The sequence below is a fragment of the Streptomyces sp. NPDC086080 genome (assembly GCF_044540255.1).
Taxonomy (GTDB): domain Bacteria; phylum Actinomycetota; class Actinomycetes; order Streptomycetales; family Streptomycetaceae; genus Streptomyces.
This window is the reverse complement of record NZ_JBITRU010000091.1, coordinates 1-3722: the sequence shown is the minus strand read 5'-3', so window position 1 is coordinate 3722 and position 3722 is coordinate 1. Positions and strand designations below refer to the sequence as shown.

Sequence of the window (3722 nt, the reverse complement as noted above, 5' to 3'; positions counted from 1 at the left end):
CGCGAACATCACGTGACCAACGAGATCGACACCGGCCGGATCGCGGGCGACCTCACCAAATGGCTGGCCGCCCGCACGTTCCAAAACACGGCCTAATCGGGCTGATCGGCTACGTGGTGATGGACGGCGTCGAAGGCCGCCAGCGTGAGGAGCGGCAGAAGGTCTTCGGATCGGCGAAAAAGGCCGCGCGCAGGGCGATCGACGCTCACGTGGCCGAGGAGACGCGTGTCCGCCTGCTGCTCGCTCCCGGTCCCGACGAGATCACCGAGACCGCCAGCGGATCACGTCCGGACCTGTGGCCGCGCGGGACGGATTCGCCGCACGGGCTGGTACTGCGGGTGGGTATCGCCGACGAGTCGGCATCGGTGCGCCTGCGTGGCGAGCCCTGGTTGGGCCTGGAGCCGCCCATCTTGCGCAACGTGCCGCTCACGGTGGATCTGCGGACCACCGGCGTGCTCGGTGTGGTCGGGTCCGGCGAGCAGACGCGGGGGTTGATCAACTGGCTGCTGATCCAGCTGTGCACCCTACGCGGTCCCGACGGTCTGCGCGTTGTCGTGATCACGGCCGCCAGCCACGGCGCGTTGGCCTGGAGTCGCTGGCTGCCGCACGTCGACGCCGGCCCCGCCGCGGCCGTGCCCTGCTTCATCGGCAACACCGCGGCGACCCGCGCCGCCCGGATCCAGGAGCTGCGGGAGCTGGTCGTCGCCCGCCGGGCGGAGCGCCGCGCGGCGTCGGCCACGCGGTTCGAGCAGGAAGTCGTCATCGTCCTGGACGGGGCACTGGCCCTGCGAGAGCTGCCCGGCATGGACGAGGTGCTGCGCGATGGGCCGTCGGTGGGCGTCTACGTCGTCGGCGCCGACCGGCGGGCCATGAACGAATGCCGCGGCCTGTGCGAAATCGGCCCGGACACGCTGCGGCTCACCCGTACGCCCGACGACCCGACGGTCGAGGGCCGGCCGCACGTGCTGGAGGGCGCCGCAGCGCAGTCGCTGGCGCGGGCCCTCGCACCGATGCGGGACCGGCTCTCCGTTGCCTCCGCCCAGCAGGCGGTCCCCGATCGCGTCCGCTTCCTCGACCTGCTCGGTGTCGACACTCCGGCCGCCGATGACGTCCTCACCCTGTGGAGCCACGGCCAGGGCCCCCGCACACGCGTCGTGCTCGGCAAGGACGCCAGCGGCCCCGTCACCGTCGACCTAGCCCGGCAGGGCCCGCACACCATGCTCGGTGGGGCCACCGGGGCCGGCAAGAGCATCCTGCTGCAGACCTTGGTCACCTCCCTGCTGCTGGCCAACCGGCCCGACGAACTCAACCTCGTCCTGGTCGACTTCAAAGGCGGCAGCGCCTTCCTGCCCTTCCAGCACTGCCCCCATGTGGTCGCGTTGATCCGCTCCACCGGCGAAACGCCGGCTGACGTCTTCGACGACGCCGCCGCGGCCCGGCTGCTGGCCTCCGTACGTGCCGAAGTCAGCCGCCGCGAGTCCGTGCTGGCCCGATACGACGGGGAGATAGACACGTACTGGCGCAGGCGCCGTTCCGGCCCGGGCTTGCCGCCGCTGCCGCGCCTGGTGATGGTGTTCGACGAGTTCGCCCGCGTGCTGGAGACCTCGCCGGACTTCCTCAAGGAACTGGTCAACGTTGCCGCCAAGGGCCGCTCGCTCGGCATGCACCTGGTCCTGGCCACGCAGTCCCTCCAAGGCAAGCTGTCGCCTGAGCTGAAGAACAACATCTCGCTGCGGATCAGCCTGCGGCAGAACGAGCCCGCCGACAGCAGCGAAGTCCTCGGCGTGCCCGACGCGGCCACCATCCCCGGTGCCCTGCGCGGCCGCGGCCTGATCGTGTGCACCACCGACGAATCCCGCATCCCGCAGGTGTTCCAGTCCGGCTACCTCGGTGCCCCGCCGCCTTCCAGTACGGTCCCGCCCGTCATCGTCCACACGCTGGACTGGGTGGATTTCGGTGCACCCCGTCCAGTTGAGGACATGGCACGGACGGAGGCGCCCACCGATCAGGACCTGGCCATCGCCGTCGTCGAAGAGGCCGGGAGGCTCGGCAGGCTCACCGCACCGTTCAAGCCTCTGCTGCCCCAGCTCCCCGCCGCCTTGGACGTGGCGGACCTTGCCGCCCGCCAGACCGCCGCCCCACCGGCCACCGCAGTGCCCTTCGGACTGACCGACGAACCCGCGCAGCAGGCGCAACCCGCCGAATTCCTCGACCTCGCCGCCACGGATCGGCTGATGGTGGCCGGCGGCCCTCAATCCGGCCGCACCACCTTCGCCCGCACCCTGATCACCAGCCTGGCCACCCGCTTCCGCCCCGACCAAGTCCACCTGTACGTCATCGAACACCGCCCGGCCGGCTTGACCGACTACGCCCGGCTGCCCCACTGCGGTGGCGTCTTCACACCGTCCGAGCCCGACCGGATCCGCCGCCTGATCACCTGGCTCGACCAGGAGGTCCAGCGCCGCTCCACCAGCCAGGCCCCGGACGGCGGGCAGCGGCCCTACATCCTGCTCGTTATCGACGGCTGGGAGTATTTCGAGGACCATAGCAACCCAACCTACGCCGAGACCTCACTGCTGACCATGCTGCGAGGCATCATCGCCACCGGTGCCCCCCTGGGCGTGCACATCGTGCCCCTCGGCGGCCAGGACATGCTCAACTACAGACTCCCCACCTACTACACCCGTCGCCTTCTGCTGCCCTTCCCCAAAGAGGAAACCCGCCGAGCGCATCTGACGTCCCGCATGACCAGCCCGCCCGTCCTGCCCGGCCGCGCCATCGACGCCGCAACCGGCCGCCACATCCACATCTGCCATCCCACCCCGCTCCCCACCGACCTCACCTTCCATAGCCCCGCCCCGGACCTGAACCGTCAGCCCCACGGGTTCCCCAGCCTGGCCAGCCGCATTAGTCTCGACGAACTGCGTCTGCCTCAACCGCTCCCCTCACCGACCTGGATACCCCTCGGCATCGGAGGCCCCGAACACAGCACCATCGGCCTCGACCTCATCGAAGGCGCCCACCTCCTGCTGATCTCCGGCCCACCAGGCTCCGGCCGCACCACCGCCACCGCTGCCATCGCGCACTCGCTCCGCCGGGCCGGTGTAGGCGTACTCGCCGTCACCTCACCCCGCTCGCCTCTGCCCAACCTGCTCCCCGACGACCCAGGCGTGCGCCTCCTCACCGGCGTCTCCCACAAGGACACCGATCTCCGCGACGCCGCAGCGGCATTCGGCGACAACCCCTTCGCCCTGCTCCTCGACGACGCCGACCACATCACCGTGCTGCCGACCAGAGAGGGGTTTGCCGACTCCCCCACGCTGCTCGACAACGTCGCCGGCCTCTCGGCGCGCGGCCGACACGCGCTCGTCGTCAGCGCAGACGGCACCCCAATTCTGACCGGCTTCCCCAACCCCCTCGCACGCCTGATCAACACCATCATGACCACGGGGACCCGGATCCTGCTCACCCCCACGAACCGCCCCGCAGCCGTAGCTCACAACATCGCCCTCGAACCCGACCAGTACTTCACCACACCACCCGGACGCGGCTACCTCGCCACCAGCCGGGCCCCCGTCTCATTGCAGCTGGCCACACCCCGGTAGAAACACCCGATTGCGAGGTCCCGGGGTCTATCAGGAATTAGGTGTGATTCGTCTGTTTGGCCTACGAGTTGGTGGGTGGGCTGTTCGGCCTACACTCGTCCGGCAGTAAGGCGGCCG

At 70.2% G+C, this 3722-nt stretch carries 1 protein-coding gene; it reads left to right on the top strand.

All coding sequences use genetic code 11. From position 1 onward, the window contains the following. Nucleotides 1–119 precede the first annotated feature (119 nt). A complete protein-coding gene (locus ACIF9R_RS38090; protein ID WP_399987689.1) occupies nucleotides 120–3605 on the top strand; it encodes an FtsK/SpoIIIE domain-containing protein in 3486 nt (1161 codons plus the stop codon). Nucleotides 3606–3722: the final 117 nt, after the last annotated feature.